Genomic DNA, 20,909 nt, shown 5'->3' with positions numbered 1-20,909 from the left:
ATGTCGTGTTAATTTTATAGTATGGTGAAATATAGAAAAGAAGGGGTGTCTACACTTATGAAATATATGCCATATTATATGTCTATTCTTAGTTTCTTTTTGGCTTTTCTGTTTTTCTCTTTTATTGGAGAAGTGTTTAATATAGATTGGCTCATGACCTTCTATTATAGAGAAGTAAAACCTGATGGCATAATTTTCGAAGCAAGAAGTCCTTGGATTCCTATAATTTTAGCAACAGTTATAAGTTATTTTAGTTGGAAATTAGGTAAGGGTATTAAAAAAACCTGAACATCTTGTTTATCAAGGCGTTCAGGTTTTTTATTTACTCACTCACTTTGACGAATTTCCTTTTCCCTACTTGGACAATCATGCCGGGCACAGGCGTAATTTCTGCTTTAATGTCTTCCACCTTTTCTTCATTTACTTTAACGGCTCCCTGTTGGACCATTCTTCTTCCTTCACCTTTAGAAGGGACCATGCCAAATTGAGAGATGAGGTCAACAATTGTGACTGTTGGTTCACCTGTCCATGCTTGCTCCGGTATATCCGTTGGTAGTGAACGTTTTTGGAACACCGTCTTGAAGTGAGCCTCTGCTTTCTCAGCCTCTTCTTTGCTGTGATACATTTCAACAAGGGTATAAGCTAAACGCATTTTGGCATCTCTCGGATGGACGGTTCCTTCTTCCAAATCAGACTCAAGCGCTGATAATTCCTCACTCGTCGCACGCGTTGTGAGTTCATAGTATTTTAACATCAGATCATCTGGTATGGACATCGCCTTGCCGTACATTTCTTGAGGCGCTTCGTCTATACCGATGTAGTTGTTAAGACTTTTACTCATTTTCTTCACACCGTCCAATCCTTCAAGTAACGGTGTTGTCATTGCCACCTGCATTGGTTTTCCAAATTTCTCTTGCAGATGACGCCCCATGAGCAAGTTAAACTTCTGATCTGTACCGCCTAATTCTATATCTGATTCTAAGGCGACAGAGTCATACCCTTGCATTAACGGGTAGAAGAATTCGTGCACGCTAATCGCTTGCCCTGATGTATAGCGCTTCTCAAAGTCATCTCGCTCGAGCATTCTAGCAACTGTAATCGTACCAGCTAGCTCTAATACATCGGCGAACTTCAACTCAGACAGCCACTTGCTGTTATACACAAGATCGGTCTTAGACATATCTAATATTTTTCCGTATTGGCGGATGTAGGTCTTGGCGTTTTCTTCAACCTCTTCTGGTGTGAGCTGTTTTCTCGTTTCTGATTTCCCAGTGGGATCACCAACCTGGGCAGTAAAATCCCCTATCAGCAATTGTACACGGTGACCAAAGTCTTGGAATTGTCTCAGTTTATTAATGACGACCGTATGACCGATGTGAATATCTGGTGCGGTGGGGTCTAGGCCTAGTTTCACCTTTAGAGGTTCTCCTGTGGCTACTGATTTAGCAAGTTTATTTTTCAGCTCTTCCTCAGGAACGATTTCGACAACGCCTCTTTTTAACGTCTGAAACTGACGGTTCACTTCCTGTTGCTGCTCTGTGGTTAGTTGAATACTTTCACTCATTTAAACTTCCTCCTTTATTATTCTATCGTGTTATTTTAGATGTACAAACTATGACACTCGTGTTATAAAATATAAAAAACGCCCCTTCAGAAAGAAGGGACGAAATCATCGCGGTACCACCCTAATTAGAAAGTGCCTATAAAAGACAGACTTTCTCACTCAATATAAGATAACGGTTTAACCGATCATGGCTAATGTTTAAGTGTAAGCAAATGTTTTCACCATGATTACTCCTGATGGTAATTCAACCGTTTCTTCTGTATCGATTCACACCACCCATCGACTCTCTGAAAAGCGAGAAGAACGTCTACTTTCATCATTCATCGTAACTGATATAGAATTTTAGTTGCAAAAGAGCAATGAGCCGGTCATATTTGCCGACGGCTAACGAATAATAGTATAGATTCTCTTTTCAATATTAATATCATAAACATTTTGACTATAGCATGTCAATATTCTACAACTTTTTGAGACGTGCAACGTCATTATATGTTGAAATGTATTTATACAAACACATATGCTATAATAATCCTGTTACCTAGGGGGGATAGGAATATGGTTAAAAAGAACTCCGAGAACAAAAATACGACAAAAAAACAAAAACGTAAAAAAAATCGTTTCCTGACCTTTATTAAGGCCATGTGGATTGTCATACAAGTTTTCATTGTCCTCGGATTAATGGGCACACTCTTCGCTGGAGCAGCGGCTGCCGGTTTCTTTGCTGCTCATGTACAGGACGAGCCTGTACGCGAATATGATGAAATTTACGAACTCATCCACAATTATAATCAAACGGGTGAAGCTTATTTCCGTAATAATGAATTTATCGGCAATCTACGCACGTCTGATGTATCGCAGCCTGTGACACTCGAAGAAGTCTCACCACATCTGATTGATGCTATTCTGGCTACGGAAGATCATGTCTTCTATGATCATACTGGCGTTAACTTCAAAGCCGTAACGAGAGCTGCTATTGAACAGTTTACTGAAATGGGTGCAGGTAGCGGTGGGAGTACTATCACACAACAGCTTGTGAAGAACCAAGTACTTACACCAGAAAGAACATTTGACCGAAAGTTTAAAGAGATGCTCCTCGCCATGAGAGTAGAGCGTATGTTTAATAAGAACGAAATCCTAGAGGCTTATATGAACATTGTCTATATGGGATACAACGCTAACGGCTCTAACGTTGAAGGTGTACAAGCGGCTGCTGAGGGTATCTTCGGTGTCAGCGTGAAGGATCTTAACATTGCTCAATCGGCTTATCTTGCAGGTATGATCCAAAGTCCTGGGCGGTACACGCCATTTACCAGAAGTGGGGCCGTCAATGAAGAAAAACTGGAAACTGGGCTTAAACGAATGAATGTCGTTTTGAACCGTATGATAGAAACGCAATTTATTACACAAGCCGAATATGAGGAAGCAAAATCGTTTGATATTAGAGAGAGCCTAGCGCAACCAACGAAAAGTATCGTTGAAAACTATCCGTTTCTCACGTTTGAGATCGAACAACGTGCCAATAACATATTATTGAAACAAATACTTGAGGATCTTGAGATCGATAAGGATGAGCTAACAGATGAAGAACTTGACGAATACCGTGAAATGGCACGCCGCCAACTTTCTAGAGGTGGGTATAAGGTTTATACGACAATAGACCGAGAATTGTATGAAGCTTTTCATGAAATAGCCAAGAATGATGAGCTTTTCGGACCACGAAGCAGAGAACATACTTATACGGTTGTTGACGAAGAAACGGGAGAAGAACGGGAAATCGGTTACCTAGAGCAAACGGCTGTAACACTCTTAGATAACTCTACTGGCGCTATCATTGCGATGATTGAGGGACGTGATTTCAATGAAATGGAATATAACCTCAATGATGAACCAAGACAACCGGGTTCCTCTATTAAACCATTATTAGATTACGCGCCAGCTGTTGAGCTCGGTCTTCTACAGCCTGCTACACCTGTAGACGATGCACCTATCTTCCGTTTAGATGGTTCAGGCGATTACTGGGTGCCTCGTAACTGGAACAATCGCTATCAAGGGTTAGTCACAACGAGAAAAGCACTCGAACAGTCTTATAACCTACCAGCGATTCGATCATTCCTTAAGGTCCAAGAAGAAGCCGGTGAAGAAGTCCCGTTTGATTATTTGAAGCAGATGGGTATTACGACAATCCATGAGAATGACTATCATGCACCTTCAGTAGCCATTGGCGGCATGACGTACGGCATGACTGTTGAAGAGAATACCAATGCGTTTGCTACCTTTGCTAATAATGGGGTGTACCATGACTCGTATTTGATCGAAAGAATAGAAACTTTCGATGGAGAAGTTGTCTATCATCATGATCCGCAACCAAAACAAGTGTTTTCAGAACAAACGGCTTTTCTAATGAATGATATGCTACGTACAGTCGTCAATGAAGGTACCGCTTCACGTGTACGTCGAGGCATGGGATCTGGTTTAGATATCGCAGGTAAGACGGGTACAACGAACGATAAATATGACTACTGGTTTATCGGTTATACACCGAACGTATCCATGGGCGTTTGGACAGGGTATGATAAGCGTGAAACTTTACAAGGCAACTATTCACCACGGACGCAAAATCTATGGGTAAACCTCATGAAAAAGGTACAGGAATTACGACCTGAATATGTCAATGCTGAAGCACGTTTTAATGAACCGAATAATATTGTCACTGCAACGGTCTGCTCTAAATCAGGTATGCTGCCTTCTAAACTCTGCAGACAAGCAGGCTACCTTGTGACAGATTACTTCAACAGACAGCATGTCCCAACTCAGGTCGACGATAAGGTCATACAGGGACGGGTCATTACTGTCAACGGCAAACAATATCTGGCACATGATGAAACACCGGATGATTTTGTCTCTACAGGATTATTTGTTGAGCGAGAACCATTAGATATCCCAGCTAAATATCAATCACAACGTGCGCGTTACCTACCTCAGGATTGGTCTATCACAGCACCGGAAGAAGAAGATCCTCGAGAAGATAACGGCAAACGTCCAGATGTGCCTCAAGGCGTCGACACCGTCTTCCGGAGTTCCGATGGCCTCAATATTGTTTGGCAGCCGGTTGGAGACAACGATATTGCTGGATACAGAATATATAGAGCGACCCAGGACGGTGAATTTGTACACATTGGAAGTGTGCCAGACTCTAGTGAGAAAACATATTTGGATACGGGGTCAAGCCGAGAAGCATCCTACGCTTACCGTGTAACAGCAGTCGATATATCTGGTAATGAATCTGACCCTTCTCAAATCGTGACAAGTAATTTCTCTGAACCTGATTCCTTCTTCACACCTCCGGGTCCTTCAGCACCTAGTGGATTAAGTGGAAGTGGCAATCTTTTAGGTGTAGAGTTAACTTGGAATGCAAATGCGGAATCTGATAACGTGCTGCACTATACAATTTACTATAGTCAAGATTCTGAAAGTGGATATAAACAATTGACCACAACGAGTGATACGAGCTATACCCATTCCGTTCTTGACGGTGCTGGTCAGTACTCCTATTACGTAACGGCTACGAACGAAGATGGAGAATCTGAGCCAAGTAATATTGTACAGATGAACCTTGGTAATCAGGATAGCACCGACGAAGAAGAGCCAAATCAGAACGGTAATGGCAATAATGGCAATGGCCCTCAAGAAGACGATCAATCAGAGGAAGAAGGAGAAGAAGGTTCCGGTTCAGATCAAGAAACAGAAACGGAAGAGGGTACAAACGATGACTCAGAAGGAGAAACTGAGGAAAAAGAGACGAGTAGCAGAGGAAACTCCGACCAAGCACCTGGTCGACAAAAAAATAACTAACACTTTAAATGCTTATAGACTTACGAGTAATCAAACGACGATGACACGAATGAGTCTTGTAGAGCTAAAAAAGAGCGACTGTAAAACACAGTCGCTCTTTTTCTATATGGCTTTTATATAACTCATTTTATCATGTTGCTTTGTCGCCAATGACCTGGCACCCTTAGTCTAAGCCCTTTAACATACGGTTAACCATCTCAAAAGAACGCTCAGAAGCTAGCTTGGTAAACGACATGAAATTCACATCTGCTGACCCGTCTGCTTTATCAGACAAAGATCGAATGATGACAAACGGAACATCATTAGCATGACAGACATGTCCCACTGCAGCTCCCTCCATCTCAACACACGCCCCTTGAAAAGTATGACGCAAGTCTTGTACGTCTTCTGCATTAGCAATGAACTGGTCCCCAGAGAGTACACGACCTTTTGTTACTTTAACATCAGTAAACTGCTGACCACTTTGTAGTGCAAGTCCGACGAGTTGCTCATTAGCCTGAAAAATAGATGTCTCTGCAAAAGGAATTTGCCCTCGTTCTATATCAAGAGCACTTAAAGCTGTTGCGTCAATATCGTGCTGTAAACAATCAGTAGAGACGACGATATCCCCTATATCTAGTTGTGGGTCAACGCCACCAGCCACGCCAGTGAAGATGATGCGATCAACGCTGTACAAATCAATCATTTGTTGTGTACAAATACTGGCGTTCACCTTACCCACTCCGGATTTACATAGCACGATAGCATGTCCATGTAACGTACCAAAAAAATAAGTAATACCAGCCTTGTTTTCTTCCTTTACATCCCTGATATGACTTAGAAACAAGGCTATTTCTTCGTCCATAGCTCCTATAATGCCAATACGCCTCAATGCCACACGCCTCCTACTGTTATTAAATCATCGATGTATTTGTGATTCACCCCACGTGTCTTGTTGACCCTCTTTCTTCAATACGATGTGGCAAGATCACGAGATGATCATCGACCTTTTCTTTATTCATATACTTCGTTAGCAAGCGCATTGATACGGCCCCGATGTCATACATCGGTTGTACGACACTACTGAGTGTTGGTCTAACCATTGTACAAAGGCGTGTATTATCGAAACCGATAATTTCAATATCCTCTGGTATATGAACACCGTTATCCTGACAAGAATGAATGGCACCCACCGCCATCTCATCACTCATAGCCATGACTGCTGTAGGTCTGTCTGCCATGTTTAAATAATGTGTCATAGCGTTCAGACCACTATCATATCTATAGTTTCCTATTTGTAAGTAAGACTCATTCCACTCAATATTAGCGTCAGCAAGTGCTTTTTTATGACCTTCTAAACGCAGTTGACCCGCTAGTGGGTCTTCTAACGGACCTGAGATGTACCCAATAGACTTATGGCCCCGTTCAATTAATGCCGTTGTGGCATCGTAAGTCGCTTGGTAGTAATCAATGTTGACTGATGGTAACTCTGACTCTGTATCTCTTGTTGCCGATAAGATAATAGGAACTGAAGCTGTGGTAAAGACTTGCTTATGTTCCTCGGTAATTTGACTTCCCATAAACAGGAGTCCATCCACTTGTTTCTCTAACAATGTATTCACTAAGTGAATTTCCTTATCCATCTTTTGGTCGGAATTACATAGAATAATGTTGTATTTATACATATTGGCGATATCTTCTATCCCTCTCGCTAATTCGGCATAGAAATGACTAGAGATATCAGGGATAATGACCCCTACTGTGGTCGTTCGTTTACTAGCTAGACCTCGAGCCACAGCATTCGGTCTATATCCTAAACGTTGTATGGCTTCCATTACTTTTTTTCTTGTTGCTGGTTTCACGTTGGGGTTTCCGTTAACCACTCTAGAAACAGTTGCCATGGACACGCCTGCCTCTCTGGCAACATCGTAAATCGTAATATTCATCTTACATTAGCCTCCGATCTATCCATTTACATCTTTTGGTTTTCATAAGTTTTCATGATTAATGTAATGATACGATAATTCGCATGATACCGCAATTTATTTCACAAGAATTTCATAATTCGACAATGATCTTTTATAGTGTCCACACGCTGTGAGGAAATATACTCAAACGAGACAAAACCAAAGGCCCCTTTATCTCGGAGCCTTTGGTTTTGTTTATGTTTTATCACTGACCTTTTTCACTTTATGCACAGCATTTTTGTGACGATACACTCTTGAGCCTATAAACTGCCCCAGAATCGCAATCCCAATCAAAAAAGGGATAGCCCAATTCGTCACATCAAGCCATATGCGTAACGCAATGACCAGAGGGACAGAAGCATGAACGGCAATAAACCATGAAGGGGAGAACTTGCGCACAGATTCCCTCCACATCCCTAGTGGAACATTGATTAACATGGTGAAAATAGCCAAACCCAAAACTAACATTATCATGTCCATGATTACTCACCTTAATCTCTAAAAAAGTTGTCTCCCCTCCACATTACTCTTTTTTCATTTGCACGTCAACAAAATGGCGTAGCTCAACACTTTACCTGTAAGTTGTTTTTCTTCGTTGTCATGAGTCTAAAACAGTAAGTATAATATACCCATGGATGTGAATGGTTATGCAACCAAAAGCACCCAATGTTTGAGTAGGTTATACGTTTGTTCAAAAAGCGTTAGACCTATACTGAAACTTTATTTTTAAGTAACCCTGACCCTTTTAAAGTATCCAGAAAATCGTTAAATTGATCAATATTAAGTTGCTGTCCCGCATCTGACAATGCCACCGCTGGATCAGGATGTACCTCTACCATAACACCGTCCGCACCGATTGCGAGCGCTGCTTTGGCCGTTTGAGGGATGATATCCTTACGTCCGGTTGAGTGCGTCACATCAACTAATACAGGTAGGTGCGTCTCTTGCTTTAATATCGGTACAGATGAGATATCTAAAGTATTACGTGTGGCTTTCTCGTAAGTTCGAATACCTCTTTCACATAGAATCACCTTAGTGTTACCTTTGGACACGATATACTCAGCTGCTAAGATAAACTCTTCTATTGTGGCTGACATCCCCCTCTTAAGAAGAACAGGGTGATCGACAGAACCTGCTGCTTTTAGTAATTCGAAGTTCTGCATGTTTCTTGCTCCAATTTGTATAACATCCACGTATTTAGTGGCTAAAGGGATATCTTTCGGATCAACGATCTCACTGATGACACCTAAATTATTCTCATCACCAATGCGTTTTAAAATTTCTAACCCTTCTACTCCAAGACCTTGGAAATCGTATGGGGACGTTCGCGGTTTAAACGCGCCACCACGAAGCAATTTCAATCCATGTGCAGTATGATTATCAGCCACCGCTTTTACCTGATCGTAGCTCTCTACGGAACAAGGGCCTGCAACTAAAATCGGTTCGGAGCCTCCTATTTTGGCCCCTTTGACCTCTACCACAGTATCATCCGCTTGTTTTTTACGACTCACTAGTAGGGCCTTACGATGATCGTCCTCTTGAAGCTCTAATGAAGCCTTGAATATTTGTTTGAACAAATGTTGAATGGTTCCTGTCTCAAAAGGCCCTTCATTATTAGCGGCAAGTAGATCGAGCATTTTTCTCTCTCTTACTGGATCGAAGCGGTTAATACCAGACTTACGCTTCACTTGACCAATTTCTTTAACAATTTTCCCTCTTTCATTAATCAGCTCAAGCATCTTAAGGTTAATCTCATCTAACTGGTCTCTCAACGTGTCTAACTGTTCGTTACTCATCTCTCCACTCTCCTCTTCTTCTTTAAAAGGTGATCTTAATGTCAATATCTTACTAAAAATATTACTAGACAATGTATCACGATCCATATGCTTTTTCAAGCGCTTTTTTAGGCTTTTTAGTACGATCTTTTCGTTTAATATTTTAGCGCATAAAAGCATAAAATCGTTAAAGTATTTATTTCCTCTATTATTATAGATAATGCCCCTCAAACGCAACCCTTTTTATTAAATTTGTACCCTTATGCATAGATTTTTTTCTATGAAGAAAGGTTTTTTGAAAAAAAAGTCGAATGATACTCTAAGGATGTCGAATGTTGGATTAAGGAGTGGCTAAATCATGAGTGAGGAACAAACCAATAACATATTCGCTTTAGATATCGGTACCCGTAGTGTTGTCGGCATCATTCTGCAACAACATGGTGATCGTTATAGTGTCGTAGATTATGTATTCCGGGAGCACAGAGAACGTTCAATGGTTGACGGACAGATTCACGATGTCTTGGCTGTGGCTGCCGTCATACAACAAGTCAAAGAAGCGCTTGAAGTCAACCACGGCCCTCTCAAAAAAGTAGCAGTGGCTGCAGCTGGTCGCTCTTTAAGAACAAAGCGTTCCGAAGTGGCGAAAGAAATTGCTGGCCGTCCATTACTGACAAGGTCAGATATTGTGGCCATGGAGCTTGAAGCGGTACAACTTTCGCAACAAGAACTCGCTGAAGAGCTCGGAGATGAGGAACAAACAAATTATTATTGTGTGGGTTATTCAGTGATACAGTATCTTCTTGACGGAGAGCAGATCGGTAACCTGATTGACCAACGTGGTAAGCAAGCTGGTGTAGAAGTCATTTCTACGTTCCTACCACGCGTCGTGGTTGACTCATTGATCTCAGCGTTAAAACGGGCAGGTCTGGAATTGAAAGCATTGACCTTAGAACCGATCGCAGCCATTAATGTACTCATTCCTTCTACTATGAGAAGATTAAATATTGCTCTCGTTGATATCGGCGCAGGTACATCCGATATCGCTATTACATCAGAAGGTGCCATTACGGCTTACGGTATGGTACCAACAGCAGGGGACGAAATTACAGAAACGATATCCCAAGATTATTTACTAGATTTCTCGATTGCCGAAGAAATTAAAAGACAGCTCTTCTCGTCAGAGCAGGTTGAATTCAATGATGTCTTAGGTTTCGAGCAATTATTACCATCAAAGCAAGTCATTAATACGATTCAACCAGCCGTACAAAAACTGGCCCAAAGTATATCGGAAGAAATCATGAATTTAAATGGTCGCACACCTCAAGCGGTCATGCTGATTGGTGGCGGTGCGCTCACGCCGACTTTGGATACTTGGATTGCAGAAATTATTGGATTGCCTCAAAACAGAGTGGGTATTCGCGGTCTTCAAATCAATCAACAAGTGGATTTCGAAGTTGAAGTGGACCAAGATTTTGATGGTCCAGAATCGGTAACACCAATCGGGATTGCCATCGCTGCCGAGCAGCACCCAGTCAAATATCTATCCGTCACTGTAAATCAAAATACGGTTCGCTTATTTGATTTACAACGTTTGACGCTTGGTGACGCGATCCTCGCTGCAGGCCTTAACGTAAAGAAACTACACGGTAAACCAGGAAATGAAATCAATATTGTAGCGAACGGCAAAGAGTTGAACGTACCAGGCACCCATGGCTTCCCTCCTACCGTTTACTGTAACGGAGAAGAAGTAGATCTAGATTCACCACTCCATGAAGGTGACGATATTGAAATCATACCGGGAGAAGATGGCATCGACGCGACTGTGACAGTCGAGGATATTATTGTGACACCCGAGCCTTTAGAAGTATTCGTAAACGAAAATTCCTTCTCGTTTCCGCCCAAAATTATTGTAAACGGACAAGCGGTGCATAAAGATCGGTTACTAGAGGATAGAGATAAAGTAACCGTCACTCTTCCTACAACGGTACAGGAGCTATTCGAAGAGTTAGATCTTGACGTGAACATGTTCCGCTCTAAGATCATTCACTACTTGTTGAATGAAGAAGAAAAACGTCTAGAGTTTAAACAAGCCGATATTTTCTTAAACGGTCAAATCGCTTCGTTAAGATCTCCAGTGCAGTCTTTAGACCGTATTCAAATACAAGAAACGGGTCCCGCTGTTATACGCATTAAAGATATCGTACCTGAGGGATGGGATAATCCAAATCAAGTGCGAGTCGTATTCAATGATCACAAAGTCATTATGGATGAAACACCATACACCGCTTTCAAAAATGGGGTGGCAACCACCCTTGAAGAAGTACTTGAAGATGGGGATAATATTGAATTCAAAGAGAAGAAAGATACGACCTTACTATTCAATGATATCTTCCGTTATGTTGATTTTGACCCACAACAAGCCGATAAGAGCAAACGGATGATTATCACGGTAAACGGTGAAGTGGCTAGCTTTGATACCCCGATCCGAGACGGTGACCACTTAAAAATTGAATGGCACTAAAAAGGTAAATTTTTCTCTTCAATTACCTTATATCACTCAAACAAAAAGCTGCTCCTTAACGGAGCAGCTTTGCTGTGTGATAAAGCATGGTGACATCGTGTTTGTGATGAAGTGAACCGTTATAAACGACCTTCCTGCTGACTCATATGTCACTTAACGCTTGACGCAATAGAGGCGTTATGAAGCTTTATCGTGATTAAACGTCATTGGAGAATCTATTTCCAGAAAAGCGGAAATCGCTTAGTGACTTTTCCTTAGCAGCACTATGGAGATGATCGCTTTCCTGTTGGTCTTCCTGCACATCTTCTTGGGTATCAGACAACGATGAATAGCTACTCAATGTGGTAGACTCATCATCAATGGAAGCTGCTACTTGCTCTTGGCTTTCTTCAGCCACCGTTTCCTCTGTCACCTCTTCTTCTGAATCTTGAAGATTTGTTTTAAATTTATCGAAGTCCTCTTTGACATGACCTGCAACCTCTTTCACTCTGCCTGTAAAATACTCAGACTTTTCACCGACGTTCTTAGCAATCTCTTTCGTTTTCTGAGACGCCGTTTGGTAACCGTCTGAAATGTCAACTCTCAAGTCGCGACCAGACTTAGGTGTTAGTAGTAGTGCCGCACCTGCCCCAATAATACCACCTACTAAAGCGCCAATGACAAAATCCTTCCCATTCATATTGTTATTATTGTTGTTATTTTCAGCCATTTTTAACTCCTCCTTTTTATTGACTCTCTCTCTGTTTGAGATGTAATATCTTTTCTATGCTGTTCACTCTCTCTCCGTGCTTGCCACGCTTGCCAAAATTTAAGGGCTAATGAACTATACTTCACGACGTCATTAATACGATCTTGATGTTTGTTCGTTCCATCAACTGTTTTTTGAACATTGTTCGTTAAAGAGGACGAAACCTGCTTTAATGAGGTGGTCATTTGTTGAATCACTTGGCTGGCGTCACCTAGGGAATGAAAAAGCGTATCCATGGTCTTTGATTTGCGTTGTAAATCAACAGCCAAACGATTACTGTTTTTCATTAATTCGGTGGTTTCCTTGCTGACTTGATCCACTTGTTGTTGCATATGTATGATTGACTTGTCTAAGTGGTGAAGTGACCGTCGTACGGACCTTAGTGTCGCAATGACATAAATAACTAAAAGGATAAAGGCACCAGCAATAACAGCTACACTTATTTCGATCATGTTGTCCATTTGTTTTCACTCCCCCTTTCGTCCTCTTCATTATAAACGAAGATGTGATATGGTTCTATACCCATTCTCCAGACCAAATAAAACTTTTTCATTTTGTCCTCCTAGCTGATACACTATAATATATCAACACTGAAGGAGGAAGATTATGCGAGATCCACGTATTCAAGAATTGGCTTACAATCTTATTCGATATTCATGTCAGCTTCGTGAGGGTGAAAAAGTACTGATAGAGAATTTTGGATTTGAAAAATCATTCGTTAATGCCCTTGTAGAGGAAGCTTACGCTGTAGGTGCGCTCCCCTTCGTTAACATTCAAGATTATGAAGTAAACAGACAGCTGATAAAGGGAGCCACAGCCGATCAACTTAAATTGATGGCAGAGGTAGACACCAAGCGTATGAGTGAAATGGATGCGTATATTGGGATCAGAGGAGGATATAATGCGACTGAATATGCGGATATCCCAGCGGAACAAATGACATTATACGCTGTTCATTATAATCATCCGGTACATAGCAAAGTCCGTGTCCCACAAACAAAATGGGTTGTATTACGCTATCCCACATCATCCATGGCCCAACTAGCTGGACAAAGTACAGAGCAATTTGAAGATTTTTATTTTGATGTTTGTAACCTGGACTATGCCAAAATGTCTACGGCAATGGATGCCCTTGTCGACTTGTTAAATCGTACTGACAAGGTCCGTATCACAGGGCCTGGAACAGATCTCACTTTTTCAGTACTTGATATACCGTCGGTAAAGTGTGCAGGCGAGCATAACATACCGGACGGAGAGGTTTTCACTGCCCCCGTCAAGGATTCAGTTAACGGTACACTGACTTATAACACACCTTCTCCCTATCAAGGGTTCACCTTTGAAAATGTACAATTGACATTCAAGGACGGCAAAATTGTAGAGGCCACCGCCAACGATACGGACCGTATTCAAAAAATTTTCGACACTGATGAAGGAGCGCGATATATTGGGGAGTTTGCCATCGGGGTAAACCCATATATTTTACATCCAATGAAAGACATCTTGTTCGATGAAAAAATCGCCGGAAGCTTTCATTTTACACCGGGACAGTGCTATGATGATGCACCGAACGGTAACCAGTCCTCTATTCATTGGGATATGGTCTGCATTCAGCGACCAGAATATGGTGGCGGCGAGATGTATTTTGACGATGTCCTTATACGTAAGGACGGACTGTTCGTTGTTGATGAACTAAAGCCACTCAACCCTGAGGCTTTAAAATAAAAAAAACTGTAGAGATCAGTCTCTACAGTACAAAAGGGCGCAAAAGCGCTCTTTTTATTTTTTAATGGATAAAAGGTTACGGTTACCCCGTAATGAAAAGTACCTGACACGCAGGATGTTAATTTATGCTTGCTTCGTTTGCTGTCGTCACTTCATGCTCAAAGGCCAACTGTATTTTTTGAATATCTCCGGCACCCATGAATAATAAGATGGCGTCTGAGTATTCTTTGAGCTGCCCCACTGTCTGTTCAGAAATGAATTTGGATGAAGGAATGCGGTCCAACAATTCTTGGACAGACAACGTTTGGTTTTTCTCTCTTGCTGACCCAAAAATATCACACACGTAAACCGCGTCGGACTCGGATAGAACATGAGCAAACTCGTCTAGAAACATGGCTGTCCGTGTATACGTATGCGGTTGGAATATGGAGACAAGGTGTTTTTCTGGATACTTTGATCTCACAGCCTCAATCGTTGCTCCGATTTCCGTTGGGTGATGGGCGTAGTCATCAATGAGTATATTATTCATTAACGGTTTCTCATGAAATCTTCTCTTTACCCCACTATACGAAGATAGGCGCTCGTTGATTTTGTGTAAAGGAATCCCTTCTGCTAAACATATCCCTACTACGGCTAATGTATTTAGAACATTATGTTTCCCATGCATTGGGATCATGAACGCCCCTAGGTCTTCTCCGAGATAAGTCATTTGAAACCGGATGCCATTCTGTGTCGTTTCAAGAGAGTGAGCAATAAGATCATTCTCCTTCCCGAAGCCGTAATACATGACAGGGACATTAGGTTGTAGTTGTCGGACTGGGACATTATCTCCACAAGCCACGACCATTTTCTTGACTTGTTGAGAAAAAGTCTGAAACGCATCTATGACATCGTCCAAACCACTGAAATAATCTGGATGATCAAAATCGATATTGGTTACAATTGCGTAGTCAGGTGAATAGGCTAAGAAATGTCGTTTATATTCGCATGCTTCGAAGACAAAACAGTCACTCCCAGGTACGCCTTTCCCTGTGCCATCCCCGATTAGATAAGATGTCGGTCGTACGCCTTTTAACACATGGGACAACAACCCAGTCGTTGATGTTTTCCCATGAGCACCTGTCACTGCTACGCTCGCAAATTGCTGAATAAATGAACCTAAAAACTGATGATAGCGGTAAACAGGAATTCCCTTCCTATGACACTCCGCCACTTCTACATGTTCATCACCAAACGCATTCCCAGCTATGACACACACGCCAGGTTTGATGTTCTGTCTCTGAAAGGGCAGAATCGGTATGTTCTTTTCTTCTAATGGTTTCTGTGTAAAATAAAATGTATCTACGTCAGAGCCTTGCACATCATACCCTATATCATGCAATATTTGTGCTAAAGGGCTCATACCCGAACCTTTAATGCCCACAAAATGATACTTTGTCACCTTGGCAACCTCCATCCTCTTGATCATTTTGTATCAGTAAGCCTTGGGACTTCACCCTTCTATGTTCCTCAAAAGGTCTATCGCTTTCTGTTTGGGTACCCTGAAGAACTTCCAAGCGTGTTTCTCTTGGAGTAGCTTACGCAGTATCTCTTTTGCTTTTTTGTCTTCTCCTTCTTTATGAAGGAGGTGTGCATAGTAATACGCTTCCTCTCCCACTAAGTCGGGGTAGCGAATATACGCAAGGTCAAACGCTCGCTTCGCTTCTTGATAACGTTGCAAGTGATAGAAATACTCCCCCTTAATAGGGTAATAAATAGATAAGAGCTTAGGATTTAGCTTCTTACCTTTTTCCATCTCTTTTTCTAAGTCATCTATCCACTTTTTTGCTTCATTCCATTTTCTTAATTCAACATTAGTTGTAATGAGCGCAATTTTCACTAAGGGCTCCATCGTCTTCTTCTGAGTTCGTATACCTTTTTCGAGAGCTCTTTCAAACGCTTGCTTAGCGGATTGAAATTTTTTTTGGTAATAATAGCCTAACCCGTATGCATAATCAGCATAACCTTCATTCTTTTTCAACGGCGCTATCTTGTTGTACTCATAGGCCACTGCCTCATAGTCTCTATGCTTTAGCATATGCCCTGCCTTTACCGAATGATAAAGAACAAGCGTTGGCTTATACCATATATAAAACAGGAATAAGTAAATAAGGACGTATACCCACCAACTGGCAGTGAATAGTAACGAAAAAATAAATACAACAGCAAGCAGCCCCATGAGTATGGCAGCCGTTATCATGACTGTGTTCTTCAAATAAACACATCCTTGCGTTACGATTTACCGATGACCTTCTGTACAACATCCTATGTCAACTTTCCCCATTATAGCACAAAACCCTCACTCAGTGCGGGTGAAATCTGACTGGTGAGGGTATTGGGTTTACACCCATTTATTTCATTAATAGAACTAACGGATAAAGGACGCTAACGCATCAGTTAGGGTTCTTATTTTTTGGGAGCCAAGATTTGTGGATATACCTTAGTAGTGCTTGACGATACCGACTTATGAGAGCAAAGGTGAAGAAGTAAACAATAAAACCGAAAATCATCACATTAATGACCATACCAATCATAAAAGACTGACTGATCAGAACACTCGTGTGTACGAAATCATCTTGCTGCAACGTAGGCGCGGGTTCCTCAGGTAGCCAGACTTGTCCGACGACAATATTAAAGTAGAACAGTAAAGGAAAAGCCCAAATGACAGAGATGCCGCCTAAAAAAGCAGCAATCGTATTACCACGAAACAATCTTGCAGTAGCTACTGATAACACTGGTCCAAAACCAAAAGAAGGGATAAAATTAATAAGAAATCCAAGTGTAAAACCCATTGCGATACTATGCGTCTTATCCTGGATTCGTAATAGCTTCACAACGAGGCACTTTCCCTTACGTTGCCATTGATTGATCCAAGTCCTTAGCATGTCAACACCGACCATTTTTAATATTGTAGCCATTGTTCAATATTCTTTTCATGATGTACGAACACTTCCTCCCCTAATTTTTTTAACTTCTCAAGGGACTGTACATCGTCAAACGGTACTTCGTGCTGCATAGGTGCGTTTAGTCTCAAGTAATGGGCCCCACACAATGTTTGACATTGGGAGGACACAGACTCCGAAGATAAATGTAGGGCGAGGTCAATCAATGTCGGTCTAATTTGAAGTGGAAAGAGCTTAACTTTAATCCAGTGCGGTAGCCCCCACCTCTTCGTTTTCTTATCGAAGGTGATACCCTGCAGTCCGGACCCAACAGACATAATCTTAATGTCATCCAGTTTTTGATTAAATGTCTGAATAGCTTCCTGTAAACAGACTAAAGACGGGTTATTTGCCCACAACCCTCCGTCAGTTGCTATGAAATTTTGATTGATGCGGTACGGTTCAAAATAAATCGGGGCCGAGCATGATGAGATCACGGCATCAAGTAGTGTTGCATCTATGTTAGAACCAGTATGATAGTGGTACATGTCTTCACTTACATTGTTACCTCTAGAACGAAACACAATAGGTTGGCATCTTTTTAAATCAACGGCGGGTAATACGAGAGATTGGCTAATCTGTTCCAATCGTGTTGTTCCTAATTCACGATGCAGTAGACGTTTCAACCGCTTGTGGCTATAAATGGTTTGAAAGAAACCGAAGACTGCTTGTCTATGAAAAATCTTCTTTCCTTCACGTTCATAGAATTTCACAACTTCACGCATAGGTTTTCCCTTAACGATCGCCGCAGCAATAATCGAACCTGTACTGGTTCCACCAATCATATCAAAATAGTGACCAATATGAGATCCCGTTTTTTCCTCGATAAGCTGTAACACATAGGCCGTGAATATTCCCCTTATCCCTCCACCGTCTAGTGCAAGTATCTTCATGGATGCTCCTCCGCTCCTTCATGCCCTGAATGGTGTTAGCAAGCTATCGCATAACTTGTGATTAAGGTTTAAAAGAGACTTGTTTAGCTAAAATCATAGTCCTGCCATTGATTTTTAAGCTTCGTTAAAATATCATTACGCTCAATAAAATCCTTCGTCTCTGGCGTCCCTAATCTGTATATCATGGCGTATATATTCATCATAAAGTCGTTGTAATTCTGTACATCAGACTCGATTTCGTCCCATTTGTTAGGGGCATGCGGATCTATAAATAAATCAATATTTTCGGTGTTTTTCTTACTGAATAGTTTTTCTAACTGTTGTCGTTCTTCCTCAGTGGCTTCGATTTCAAGCTCATAGGAGGAAGCGCCTTGGTCTTCTAAAATCTGTCCTGACTCTACAGCGACATAATACTTCTTTTTCTCCATCCATACTCACCATCCAGCATGACTTTTTAATCATTATCGTTCCCATATAAGGGCGTGATCTATACAAAATAAAAAAGAGGTCAACAATATCTGTCTATTGTTGACCTCTTTCATCGTTGATATACAAACAGGCTATCTTTTTTCTCTGCTATGGTGCAAAAGTTTCGAGCGGTATCGCAAGTTGGTTCGTCGGTGAACCATCCTTGGCGCTTTCCTCATAGAGCTCTAATGTTAAAGTACCATTAAGCGGTAGGTTCTGTTCTTTTAACTCAATATCAATTTTAAATTCACCCCAGGCAGGTGCCCCGTCCGTTGTTTGAGTGGTCCCTTCTGCGAAGTACGTGTGACCGTCCGTTACTGCGTAATGAAATTGAGCTTCAAATACTCTCGCTTCTCCAGTAATCGTATACTTTCCATGATCTCCCTCAATCTTTATATGACGAAAGGCATCATTTTGCAAAGCGGTATCTGATTCCTGTTCTTGTTCAGTCCCCTCCTCTACTCCAGCATTAGAATCAAGGGTATCCTCAAAGATCACAGTCTCAGTAACTTGAAGCTGTTCTGCTGATATAGCATAATCTTCTTGTTCTGCAATGACCACATCGGCTACAACTGTAAGTGTATCGCCAGCCGTCACATCATTTTCGATCGTCCATTCATCAGTCCACACTTCACTTTCATTAGCTTCTAACTGTAAATTTTCTAAAGCCATCGTGAAGCTCTTACCTTCAGAATATTGATACAAGACCTCGTCATTCTCATCGTAGACGATCACTTCAAATTGTTGCCCTGAGGAAAATGGGAGTTCAATGCTCTCTCCACTATTATTAACAAGCTCAATCTCAAATTGGAGTACATTTTCCTCCTGGGAGACTTTCAAGCTCGTTTCAACAGGTAAGTTTTTATTTTCACTATCGTCTCCTTCTCCTGTACCAGGGTCTCCAATAGTGGAATTTGTTTGCCCACATGCTGAGGCCATTACCATGCTCCCTAATAATAGCGTGACGCCTATCCATAGTTTTAATCTTTTCATCATCTCCACCCTTTCCGTTATCTACAGTGATTTTATTGTTCTCATATCACGAGAGACTAAATCTTAAACACAACCACAAATACTAGACGGTGTGCGTTACAAAAATGTTTCAAAATAGCCGTTAATAGTCTTGTCACATATTCTCTATTTTTGTCACAATTTTTATGTTCAAGCACTAGAAAGCATGTTACACTAATATAGCCGATACTATCAATGTACAAAAAGGAGCATGATATGTTATCACGAATGAATGAAAGTAAAAAGAAGATTTTACTGACTGGAGGGACTGGTTTCTTAGGTCGTTTTTTTGTACGCTTACTCATTAAAGCTGGGTATATGCCTGTACTGCTTGTCCGAGAAAGTGGCTCCTTATCAGCCTTAGATAGAGTGAATGATTTATATAACCAAGAAGAAGTCAAACAAATGATTGTATTAGAAGGCGATTTAACCGATATAGAACCTGATAATATTCCGAATCAATGGCATCAATTAGGTCCGATCGAGGCCATGTACCATATAGCAGGGCTCGTCAAATTTGATACAGAACTGAAAGATACCTTGCATCGTGTTAACGTCATAGGCACTAAACACGCTGTTGAATTGGCGAAAAAATTAAAAATAGAGCGCTTCTTTTATGTGAGTACAGCTTATACAGCTGGCGTCCAACGGCAAGCAGAAGAGGTTCTTCACCCTTTAGACAACGGTTTTAATAACCCTTATGAAGAATCGAAATGTTTAGCTGAGCACACTGTCATTTCAAGCCGTTGCGAGCATTTTCAGACTACAATTCTCCGTCCGAGTATCATTATCGGTGATTCTGTCACAGGAGAAGCAGATACACAGTTCAGTATCTACGGGTTCTTGAGAGGATTATCTCTTTTTAAGCGTAAAGCCGAGAAACAAATAAAAAAGGATAACTGTGAACATCCGTTTTACTTTCCTCTGAGCATTCAAGGAGACCCAGAGGGATTAAGCAACCTTGTACCTGTGAACTATGTGGCTGAAGTGATGTTGACTGCGTTAGAGAACGAATGTAAGCACGATATCTACCATTTGACTAACCCCATTGCACCAACGAAGCAGTTACTCTTAGAAGTGTTTGCTGAGCTTCTTCAGGTCAAAGGGATGGCCTTAGTGAATAGCATTGATCACAAAAATATGTGGGACAAGCGTTTTGAAAAGTTCATGTCCGTTTATAAGCCTTATATGCAAAACGACCCTGAATTTGCCATAGAAAATACGAAAAACCTTCTTACAGCTGCCAAGAAAAATTTACTCCATCTACAAAAAGAAGATTATATTCGTATCTTCAAACCTGCATTAGCGCACGGAGATCATCAAGATAACGTTGTTGCTGCCGTTCAAGTTTAACGACCTATAAAAGCAGGACAGTATGAAGTGAAAAAGTAAAAAAGGACGACAAAGTGGTAGCTTTTGTCGTCCTTT

The 20,909-nt window shown here is 41.3% G+C and carries 18 protein-coding genes and 1 other annotated feature; of the genes, 5 read left to right on the top strand and 13 right to left on the bottom strand.

Features of this window, described 5'->3' with window-relative positions; all coding sequences use genetic code 11:
- The first annotated feature begins 78 nt into the window (after positions 1-78).
- A complete protein-coding gene (locus JKM87_RS04910) occupies positions 79-288 on the top strand; it encodes a hypothetical protein (RefSeq protein WP_202078542.1) in 210 nt (69 codons plus the stop codon).
- 34 nt (positions 289-322) lie between these two features.
- Here JKM87_RS04910 and tyrS read toward each other — a convergent pair whose 3' ends face one another.
- Entirely contained in the window at positions 323-1,564 is a 1,242-nt protein-coding gene (gene tyrS, locus JKM87_RS04905) for a tyrosine--tRNA ligase (protein ID WP_202078540.1), read from the bottom strand.
- Between the two features lie 92 nt (positions 1,565-1,656).
- Positions 1,657-1,897: a binding site (T-box leader), on the bottom strand.
- A 222-nt stretch (positions 1,898-2,119) separates the two neighbouring features.
- Between tyrS and JKM87_RS04900 the strand changes: the two genes are divergently transcribed.
- Entirely contained in the window at positions 2,120-5,416 is a 3,297-nt protein-coding gene (locus tag JKM87_RS04900) for a transglycosylase domain-containing protein (protein ID WP_202078538.1), read from the top strand.
- Positions 5,417-5,579: 163 nt separating this feature from the next.
- On the opposite strand, the gene JKM87_RS04895 is transcribed toward JKM87_RS04900, so the two are convergent.
- From JKM87_RS04895 to JKM87_RS04880, 4 genes are all read right to left on the bottom strand, one after another.
- On the bottom strand, positions 5,580-6,293 hold the full coding sequence (locus tag JKM87_RS04895) for a 5'-methylthioadenosine/adenosylhomocysteine nucleosidase (RefSeq protein ID WP_202078535.1): 714 nt from the start codon (positions 6,291-6,293) through the stop codon (positions 5,580-5,582).
- Positions 6,294-6,333: 40 nt separating this feature from the next.
- Positions 6,334-7,341: a catabolite control protein A gene (gene ccpA / locus JKM87_RS04890; protein ID WP_202078533.1), complete on the bottom strand. Its 1,008-nt coding sequence runs from the start codon at positions 7,339-7,341 to the stop codon at positions 6,334-6,336.
- A 216-nt stretch (positions 7,342-7,557) separates the two neighbouring features.
- The gene (locus tag JKM87_RS04885; RefSeq protein ID WP_202078531.1) at positions 7,558-7,842 is read right to left on the bottom strand and encodes a hypothetical protein; all 285 of its coding nucleotides are present in this window, start codon (positions 7,840-7,842) and stop codon (positions 7,558-7,560) included.
- A 227-nt stretch (positions 7,843-8,069) separates the two neighbouring features.
- Positions 8,070-9,158, bottom strand: a complete 1,089-nt coding sequence (locus tag JKM87_RS04880; RefSeq protein WP_202078914.1) for a bifunctional 3-deoxy-7-phosphoheptulonate synthase/chorismate mutase — start codon at positions 9,156-9,158, stop codon at positions 8,070-8,072.
- A 337-nt stretch (positions 9,159-9,495) separates the two neighbouring features.
- Between JKM87_RS04880 and JKM87_RS04875 the strand changes: the two genes are divergently transcribed.
- Entirely contained in the window at positions 9,496-11,658 is a 2,163-nt protein-coding gene (locus tag JKM87_RS04875) for a cell division protein FtsA (protein WP_202078529.1), read from the top strand.
- Between the two features lie 196 nt (positions 11,659-11,854).
- Here the strand turns inward: JKM87_RS04875 and JKM87_RS04870 are convergent, their stop codons facing one another.
- Positions 11,855-12,367 (bottom strand): YtxH domain-containing protein, encoded by a 513-nt coding sequence (locus JKM87_RS04870; RefSeq protein WP_202078527.1) that lies wholly within the window; start codon positions 12,365-12,367, stop codon positions 11,855-11,857.
- A gap of 2 nt (positions 12,368-12,369) precedes the next feature.
- Complete coding sequence (locus tag JKM87_RS04865) at positions 12,370-12,867, bottom strand: DUF948 domain-containing protein (protein ID WP_202078525.1); 498 nt, start codon at positions 12,865-12,867, stop codon at positions 12,370-12,372.
- A gap of 145 nt (positions 12,868-13,012) precedes the next feature.
- Between JKM87_RS04865 and JKM87_RS04860 the strand changes: the two genes are divergently transcribed.
- Positions 13,013-14,128 (top strand): aminopeptidase, encoded by a 1,116-nt coding sequence (locus JKM87_RS04860; RefSeq protein WP_202078523.1) that lies wholly within the window; start codon positions 13,013-13,015, stop codon positions 14,126-14,128.
- A gap of 118 nt (positions 14,129-14,246) precedes the next feature.
- Here JKM87_RS04860 and murC read toward each other — a convergent pair whose 3' ends face one another.
- The 6 genes from murC to JKM87_RS04830 all read right to left on the bottom strand — a co-directional run bounded on the left by murC (position 14,247) and on the right by JKM87_RS04830 (position 19,463).
- A complete protein-coding gene (gene murC / locus JKM87_RS04855) occupies positions 14,247-15,569 on the bottom strand; it encodes a UDP-N-acetylmuramate--L-alanine ligase (RefSeq protein ID WP_202078521.1) in 1,323 nt (440 codons plus the stop codon).
- A 51-nt stretch (positions 15,570-15,620) separates the two neighbouring features.
- Positions 15,621-16,382: a tetratricopeptide repeat protein gene (locus JKM87_RS04850; protein ID WP_202078519.1), complete on the bottom strand. Its 762-nt coding sequence runs from the start codon at positions 16,380-16,382 to the stop codon at positions 15,621-15,623.
- A gap of 178 nt (positions 16,383-16,560) precedes the next feature.
- Entirely contained in the window at positions 16,561-17,085 is a 525-nt protein-coding gene (locus JKM87_RS04845; RefSeq protein WP_202078517.1) for a DUF2062 domain-containing protein, read from the bottom strand.
- A complete protein-coding gene (locus tag JKM87_RS04840) occupies positions 17,070-18,002 on the bottom strand; it encodes a CBASS cGAMP-activated phospholipase (protein WP_202078515.1) in 933 nt (310 codons plus the stop codon). The genes JKM87_RS04845 and JKM87_RS04840 overlap by 16 nt, the downstream gene beginning before the upstream one ends.
- A gap of 83 nt (positions 18,003-18,085) precedes the next feature.
- A complete protein-coding gene (locus JKM87_RS04835; protein ID WP_202078513.1) occupies positions 18,086-18,430 on the bottom strand; it encodes a hydrolase in 345 nt (114 codons plus the stop codon).
- Between the two features lie 148 nt (positions 18,431-18,578).
- Positions 18,579-19,463 (bottom strand): BsuPI-related putative proteinase inhibitor, encoded by an 885-nt coding sequence (locus JKM87_RS04830; protein WP_202078511.1) that lies wholly within the window; start codon positions 19,461-19,463, stop codon positions 18,579-18,581.
- Between the two features lie 246 nt (positions 19,464-19,709).
- Here JKM87_RS04830 and JKM87_RS04825 point away from each other — a divergent pair, with 246 nt between their 5' ends.
- Positions 19,710-20,834 carry an SDR family oxidoreductase gene (locus tag JKM87_RS04825; RefSeq protein ID WP_202078509.1) on the top strand — a complete coding sequence of 375 codons (1,125 nt, stop codon included), beginning with the start codon at positions 19,710-19,712 and terminating at the stop codon, positions 20,832-20,834.
- The last annotated feature ends 75 nt before the right edge of the window (positions 20,835-20,909 follow it).

The organism is Caldalkalibacillus salinus (assembly GCF_016745835.1).
Taxonomy (GTDB): Bacteria; Bacillota; Bacilli; order Caldalkalibacillales; family JCM-10596; genus Caldalkalibacillus_A; species Caldalkalibacillus_A salinus.
The sequence above is the reverse complement of the archived record's forward strand: the minus strand, read 5'-3'. Positions and strand labels throughout refer to the sequence as shown.

Bases quoted from the DNA above. Each gene is read 5' to 3' on its own strand.
- JKM87_RS04910 (WP_202078542.1), top strand. From the start codon at position 79: ATGTCTATTCTTAGTTTCTTTTTGGCTTTTCTGTTTTTCTCTTTTATT.
- tyrS (WP_202078540.1), bottom strand. From the start codon at position 1,564: ATGAGTGAAAGTATTCAACTAACCACAGAGCAGCAACAGGAAGTGAAC.
- JKM87_RS04900 (WP_202078538.1), top strand. From the start codon at position 2,120: ATGGTTAAAAAGAACTCCGAGAACAAAAATACGACAAAAAAACAAAAA.
- ccpA (WP_202078533.1), bottom strand. From the start codon at position 7,341: ATGAATATTACGATTTACGATGTTGCCAGAGAGGCAGGCGTGTCCATG.
- JKM87_RS04885 (WP_202078531.1), bottom strand. From the start codon at position 7,842: ATGGACATGATAATGTTAGTTTTGGGTTTGGCTATTTTCACCATGTTA.
- JKM87_RS04880 (WP_202078914.1), bottom strand. From the start codon at position 9,158: ATGAGTAACGAACAGTTAGACACGTTGAGAGACCAGTTAGATGAGATT.
- JKM87_RS04875 (WP_202078529.1), top strand. From the start codon at position 9,496: ATGAGTGAGGAACAAACCAATAACATATTCGCTTTAGATATCGGTACC.
- JKM87_RS04870 (WP_202078527.1), bottom strand. From the start codon at position 12,367: ATGGCTGAAAATAACAACAATAATAACAATATGAATGGGAAGGATTTT.
- JKM87_RS04865 (WP_202078525.1), bottom strand. From the start codon at position 12,867: ATGGACAACATGATCGAAATAAGTGTAGCTGTTATTGCTGGTGCCTTT.
- JKM87_RS04860 (WP_202078523.1), top strand. From the start codon at position 13,013: ATGCGAGATCCACGTATTCAAGAATTGGCTTACAATCTTATTCGATAT.
- JKM87_RS04845 (WP_202078517.1), bottom strand. From the start codon at position 17,085: ATGGCTACAATATTAAAAATGGTCGGTGTTGACATGCTAAGGACTTGG.
- JKM87_RS04840 (WP_202078515.1), bottom strand. From the start codon at position 18,002: ATGAAGATACTTGCACTAGACGGTGGAGGGATAAGGGGAATATTCACG.
- JKM87_RS04835 (WP_202078513.1), bottom strand. From the start codon at position 18,430: ATGGAGAAAAAGAAGTATTATGTCGCTGTAGAGTCAGGACAGATTTTA.
- JKM87_RS04830 (WP_202078511.1), bottom strand. From the start codon at position 19,463: ATGAAAAGATTAAAACTATGGATAGGCGTCACGCTATTATTAGGGAGC.
- JKM87_RS04825 (WP_202078509.1), top strand. From the start codon at position 19,710: ATGAATGAAAGTAAAAAGAAGATTTTACTGACTGGAGGGACTGGTTTC.